This is a genomic window from Sulfurihydrogenibium yellowstonense SS-5 (assembly GCF_000173615.1).
GTDB classification, from domain to species: domain Bacteria; phylum Aquificota; class Aquificia; order Aquificales; family Hydrogenothermaceae; genus Sulfurihydrogenibium; species Sulfurihydrogenibium yellowstonense.
Genome location: NZ_ABZS01000090.1, coordinates 1 through 6,688 on the forward strand (window position 1 = coordinate 1; position 6,688 = coordinate 6,688).

The following is a 6,688-nucleotide window of genomic DNA, read 5'->3' on the forward strand; positions in this document are numbered from 1 at the left end:
TTCGATAAGAAGTTTATGGAAGCTAAAATGACAAGAGTTAAAACAGATAAGACTGATTCATACTTTATTGCAGAGTACGGAAGAACGTTTTTCGATGGAGAGCTTTATAAACCAAAACCAGATGTAGAAAAAGAAATAGAAATAAAACTAAAGATATTAGAAGACCTACAGCATCAGCTTACAAAGCTAAGAAATCAAAGAGAATCTTTAAGTCATGTACCAATACCAATCAAAAAATTGAAAGAGAACTTGGAATATTATGATGATCTAATCAGAAAAATAGAAAAAAGCATAAAAGAACTTGAGAAAGAGATAAAAGAATTGACTAAGAAGAATTTTCAAGAGGAATACAAGCTTTTAAAAAGTATACCTGGTATAAGTGATAGGGTTATAGGAATGATAATATCAGTATATGGAAATTTTAAAAGATTTAAGAGTGTAAAAGATGCATCAAGTTTTATAGGAATCAGTCCGGGTATACATGAAAGTGGAACGAGTGTAAAGAAAAGTGGTTCGATAAAGAAAATGGGAAATCCATATGCAAGAAAGATACTATACATGGCAGCATTATCAGCAATAAGGTTTAACAAATACTGCAGAGAATTATACGAAAGGTTAGTAAGTAAAGGTAAGGCTAAAAAGTTAGCATTAGTGGCTGTAGCACATAAGTTATTAAGGCAGGCATATGGTGTATTAAAAAACAGAAGACCATTTGATGAAAATTTTTGTACTTGACATTTAACATAGAACATTCTGAGCGAAGCGAAGAATCTCATGTTTTTCTTTTTAATCAAAAAATCAAAAGATGAGATCCTTCGGCCTTCGGCCTCAGGATGACACGGAAAGGTAAGCTTATGAAAATTTTGGAACACTCTCAAACTATAATCATCATTTTAAATCAGCGAGAAGAATTTCCTATTTTTCTTCTTTTAAATCAAAAGATCAAAAAATAAGATCCTTCAGACTTCCGTCCCCAGAATAACAAAAAAGTAAACTTAAAAAAATTTTTGAAATAATCTCAAAATATTACGAGAATTCTAATCCCTTTAATTCAAAGTCTCTTTCACCATGGACTGCTTCATCAAGACCCATAACTTCCGTCTCTTCATCAACTCTCGCACCACGAGATAAAGCTGATGTGATAAAGTATAAAATAGCTGTCATTATCCCAGTAAACAAAATTACAACTACTAAACCTAAAATTTGTATAAAAAACTGCTTTATATTTCCATATAACAAACCAGATCCCACTATATTAACTTGTGGATTTGCAAAAATACCCGTTGCCAATGTTCCCCATATTCCGTTTAATCCATGAACTCCAAATACATCTAAGGAATCATCATATTTAAATCTATGTTTTAACCAAAAAACGCCCATAAATCCTATAATTCCAGCAACAAAACCTATTATGATACTTCCACCTAAACCTACAAATCCGGCTGCCGGTGTAATTGCTACAAGTCCCGACATTGCTCCCGATGCTGCACCAAGCATTGTTGCCTTTTTTGTAATTTTCCACTCCACTAACATCCAAGATAAAGCTCCAGTCGCTCCAGCTGTGTTAGTTATCAAAAGTGCAGATGCTGCTATTTCATCTGCTTTAAGCTCGCTGACTGCATTAAAACCAAGCCAGCTAAACCATAACAAACCAGCACCGGCAACCGTTAAAACTACAGAAGATGGTAAGATTGCCTTTCTACCAAAATCATTTCTTTTGCCCAATAATAGTGCAAGTACAAGACCTGATATTCCAGAAGCAGTTTCTACAACCGTTCCACCTGCAAAGTCTAACAATCCAAGCTTTGATAAAAATCCACCACCTCATACCCAATGAGCAACAGGTGAATATACAAAAGCTATCCAAAGAATTATAAATACTAACCAAGCCTCAAATTTCATTCTTTCAATAACTGCACCACTGACTAATGCTACTGTAATTGCAGCAAACGTTAATTGAAATGCTACAAATAATAAAGTTGGAATATTTCCCACTGACCATATATCATTTACAGAAATGCCATTTAATAGTACATTTTCCAAGCTGCCTATTATTCCTCCAATATCCGTTCCGAAAGCCAGTGAGTATCCCCATAGCACCCACACTACAGAAGTAATACAATAAGCTAAAAAGCTCATTCCGATCGTATTAAGGATATTTTTTGCTCTTGTCGTTCCACCGTAAAATAAAGCAAGACCTGCCGGTGTCATCAGCATGACCAATGCAGTTGCAACAATAACCCACGCCGTGTTACCAACATCTAACTTTTTAGCTTCTTCTGCATAAGATAACAAAGGTATTAAGCTTGTTGTTAAAATCAATATTTTTTCATCTTTAACCACCTCTTGAAAATTCTCAAATCAGCAGAATTGAAACTTTGATGCCAAAATTAAAAATATAAGTTTTTCAATATCTTAAATAATTATCAAATATTTTAATTGAACAAAAATTCAGCAATTTTGTAAACTTTTTGCACGTTTTTTGTGCAAATTACACTCTACTTCTCACCTCTCGTATTTTTATTACAATAAAGTTAAATAAAGACAATGAGCGAGAAATAAGTGATTTTTTTATAAAATTTTAAAAAGGAGCATTGGGCTTACGTCCCTAAGATGGCAAGGAAAGTATGGGTAATTCATGAATTGCCATTACAGAATAGGATAGAGAATTTAGAAGCAAAGTATCATTATTCTGTGAAGCCGGCGAGAAATCTATTACTTTTACTGAATTTCTTACCCGACGTATTGTATAATCATAATGTTAAATAAATAACAAAGGAGAGAAAAATAATAAAATGAATATAAAAATGGGCGTTGCTAAAGCTGGAATAAAACCTTCCGGCGATTATGATATTTTAGTTTTAAAATTTCCACCATCGGTATATTCGGCGGTTTTTACTAAAAATTCCTTAGCAGCTGCACCTGTAATATACGATAGATTAGTTTGCTCATTGCAAGATAAAATTTCTGCTATAGTTGTCAACAGTGGAAATGCAAACGCCGGCACAGGACAGGAAGGCTTCGAAAATGCAGAAAAGATGGCACAGATAACAGCTGAAAGTCTTGGCATTGATAAAGAAGAAGTGTTAGTATTTTCTACAGGTGTTATAGGCGTTCAGCTTCCTATGGATAAAGTAAAAGATGGTATAGAGACTGCTTCTTCATCATTACAAGAGCTTGATTTAGAATTAGCAGCAAGGGCTATATCAACAACCGATGCATTTTATAAATATTACGAAACAAACGGACTGATAGAAGATAAAGTTTTTACCGTAAAAGGTATTGCAAAAGGTGCTGGTATGATACATCCAAACATGGCTACAATGTTAGCTTACATTTTTACCGACGTAAAAATTGATAAACCTACCCTTGACCAAATTACAAAATTAGTTGTAGACAGAACCTTTAACTCTATATCTGTTGATGGATGTGAAAGTACAAATGACAGTTTTGTAATAGTAGCAACAGGAGAAAGTGATGTTGAAATAAACGATTCTAACAAACTTTATTTTGCAAAAAAAGTTTATGAAGTTGCTTTAGAACTTGCAAAAATGATAGTAAAAGATGGAGAAGGTGCTACAAAGCTTATAGAAATAAATGTTCATCAAGCATTTTCAAAAGATGAAGCAAGAAAAATCGCAGAAAGTATAGCATTATCTAACCTGTTTAAAACAGCAATGTTTGGAAACGACCCAAATTGGGGAAGAATTTTAGCGGCAGTAGGTCAAACTCATATCGGAATTGATTTTTCTCAGGTAAAACTTTATTTAGGAGATTTCTTATTATACAGCGGACAGCCATTAGAATTTGACAAAAAACAGGCAAGTGAATATCTAAAGAATAACAAGGAGATAAGAATTGACTTATACTTAGGTCGGGGAGAAGAAGAATGGACTTATTACACATGCGACCTTGGATATAAATACGTTGAAATAAATGCAGAGTATACGACTTGATGCTAAGGTTTAGTCTAAAAAGTGTTCCAAAATTTTTGTAAGCTTAATTTTCCGTGTCATCCTGAGGCTGTAAGCCGAAGGAACTCCTCTTTTAAAAATAAGAAAAAATGAGATTCTTCGTACGGTTGCAGAATGACAATGTTGATTTTTGCAAGCAGTCTCAATTCCTATCCGCCTTCAGAATAAAGACGTTGATTTTTGAAACATCTTATAACTCTGTTAATAAACCTTATACCTGATGCTTTCTTAACTTTTCCATCTCTTTTTCTGGTAGAGGCGGAATATCTCCACTGATGCTTGCTACCAATGAGTAGGATTTTCTTCCAACCGGCTCTACCATGCCGATTTTAAAGCCTGCTTCTAATAGATTTTTCTTTACTTCTTTTGCTGATGAGTATGTAGCAAAAATTGCCTCATCTTTCATGATTTTCCTTAAATTTTCAAAAAGCTCAAGCTCCCACATTTCTGGATTAACTTTTGGAGAAAATGGGTCCCAAAAAACAGCATCAAACTTAATATTTTCATCCGTTAATGCTTGGATTGCTTCTCTACCATCAGCTAAAACAACCGATAGTTTTAAATTGTTGTCTTCGTATTTATAAACATCAAACGTTTTATTTCCTATTGTAAGTTTATCTAAAACCATCTTGAAAAATATTTCATACACATGTTTTAGGTTTTCTGGAATTTCAATTCTCTTTATATTTTCTAAAAAATTTTTATCTTTTTCTATGGAAATTATCTGTATTTTTGCGTTTGGATTTTTTTCTAAGCAGGATTTTATGGCGGTAGATGTATTATAACCAAGCCCAAAGCCAACATCTAATATGTTTGTACTGCCGTTTTTTTCACAGATTTCTTGGATTTTGCAAGGTATGATAAATTTATGCATGCTTTCTGTATATGCTCCTGCACTGCTTGAATGATATGCTTCGTTATAGTCAAAGTTATAAAGCGTAATCGTGTTATCAACGGTTATAACCTTTCCATCTGTAAATCTAAAATCTGGAATTTTTTTAATCAAATTAAGCTGTTTTAGATACTGAGAAAAAAGTCTTAAAGATTGTATGTGTTTGTCGGTTAGGTCATAGGAAAGATTTTTTAGATACTCTTTTTTTTCTGTTTCTAATGGATAGTTATCAATTTTTTCAAAAAATTCTTTAACATTCTCTTTAAGTTTGCTTTGGAAATTATAAATCCTTTCTCTGTTGTTTAAGAAGTATTCTTTATTTACACACCACAGTGCAAAAGTAAAAGGGAGGTTGGTATAATCAAACCAAATTTTTGAAAGGTCGTAAACGTATGGGTAGTCAGACTTATGTTTTAAGGCTTTATCTCCAATGAGTAGAACAGAAAGCTTATTTTTTAGACTTTCAAAAGGTTTATATTCAGGCTTCTTGTTTAAAAAAATTTCAAAAATCACTCTAAGAAGGTTTACAGAAGTTTTAGATTCTTTTGTAATATAAATTTTTTTAATGTCTTCTAACGGAATATGGGATGCAAGAATGACAGATTTTACATCTTTACAAGAACTTATAGAAAGGTCTGGAAGGATAAAATATTTATAGTAATGTTCTAAATATTCAGCTGCCGATATTATTCCAGCGTCTATTTTGCCTTCAAACAAAAGTTTGTTTAGATTTGATGGAACATCTTTTACTATTTGGAAATCTCTAAACCTTTCTATTTGAAATGGCAAAGTATTAAGATAATCTATCCAACCGATTTTCATGATTTGTTTAAAAACTTTTTCATAATATAATCTTTTGCTCTCATAGTAATAATACTGATAATATATCCAACTACCAAGCTAATTACAATTACCAATATTGAGTATACAAGCGGGTAATTTGTAAGAAGATTAGCAAAAAAATTATCCGGAACAAGGCTAAAAATCTCTTTTTGCTTTGTAGATAAGAATTGCTTTAGGCTGTATGTAGCAACTATCAACATTAAAACAGCTAAAAACACTTTTAGATAAAATCTCTTTATTTTCTGACCAAGAATGGAGCCAAAAACAGCACCAAAGGAAGAACCTACCAACAAAATCAACCCAAGAATTATATCAACACCATGGTTAAAGTACGAATGTAAAAAGGATAAAAAGCTTGTGATAAAGACCATTTGGAAAACGCTAATAGCAATTGCGGAAACAACGTCATAGCCTGCAAGATACATTAAAGCCGGCACAACCAAATTCCCACCGCCGATTCCCATAACAGCCGCAAGAAATCCCGATAATAGTCCTATACCTGCCGGTACTATCAAAGAGACTTGACCAACGTTAAAATCCTTTTTAAATGGAAGGTTTTTAATAAATTCAGGAGCCTTATGCTCATGTTTTTCTTTGTTTTTAAAAGATTCGTAAAAAATAAAACTACCGAGCAAAAATAGATATACGGTGTAAACAAGAAGAATAAACCTTTTTACATCACCGGATTGTTTTAGATAGTTTATAAGTAAAACACCAATAAAACCACCTATTACTCCGTATACTACAACATACTTTCCCATTTTTGTGTCAACTTTTCCGGATTTAAGATAGTTTAAAAACCCGGACAAAGACGCTCCTATCATCTGGCTAATGGATGTTCCAACTACCACTACAGAAGGTATACCCATTTTTATCAATATTGGATTTAAAATAATGCCACCACCAATTCCAAGCATTCCGGACAAAACTCCAACAACAATCCCAAGAATTAAAACTTCTATTACATTAATTTCTGTAT

General features: G+C 32.8%; 5 protein-coding genes and 1 pseudogene. 3 read left to right on the plus strand and 3 right to left on the minus strand.

Features of this window, described 5'->3' with window-relative positions; genetic code table 11:
• A partial coding sequence (locus SULYE_RS04750; protein ID WP_043989085.1) for an IS110 family RNA-guided transposase occupies positions 1–735 on the plus strand: 735 nt, incomplete at its 5' end.
• Between the two features lie 291 nt (positions 736–1,026).
• On the opposite strand, the pseudogene SULYE_RS04755 reads toward SULYE_RS04750, so the two are convergent.
• Positions 1,027–2,343, minus strand: a pseudogene (locus tag SULYE_RS04755) (ammonium transporter).
• 270 nt (positions 2,344–2,613) lie between these two features.
• Between SULYE_RS04755 and SULYE_RS08200 the strand changes: the two are divergent.
• The gene (locus SULYE_RS08200; protein ID WP_156784761.1) at positions 2,614–2,769 is read left to right on the plus strand and encodes a hypothetical protein; all 156 of its coding nucleotides are present in this window, start codon (positions 2,614–2,616) and stop codon (positions 2,767–2,769) included.
• A 26-nt stretch (positions 2,770–2,795) separates the two neighbouring features.
• Positions 2,796–3,956 carry a bifunctional glutamate N-acetyltransferase/amino-acid acetyltransferase ArgJ gene (gene argJ, locus SULYE_RS04760; protein WP_007547048.1) on the plus strand — a complete coding sequence of 387 codons (1,161 nt, stop codon included), beginning with the start codon at positions 2,796–2,798 and terminating at the stop codon, positions 3,954–3,956.
• A gap of 229 nt (positions 3,957–4,185) precedes the next feature.
• Here the strand turns inward: argJ and SULYE_RS04765 are convergent, their stop codons facing one another.
• Both SULYE_RS04765 and SULYE_RS04770 read right to left on the minus strand, forming a co-directional pair.
• Entirely contained in the window at positions 4,186–5,688 is a 1,503-nt protein-coding gene (locus tag SULYE_RS04765) for an MqnA/MqnD/SBP family protein (RefSeq protein WP_007547049.1), read from the minus strand.
• Positions 5,685–6,688 (minus strand): sulfite exporter TauE/SafE family protein (locus tag SULYE_RS04770; protein WP_007547050.1); only part of this gene is annotated, 1,004 nt, incomplete at its 5' end. The genes SULYE_RS04765 and SULYE_RS04770, both read right to left, overlap by 4 nt.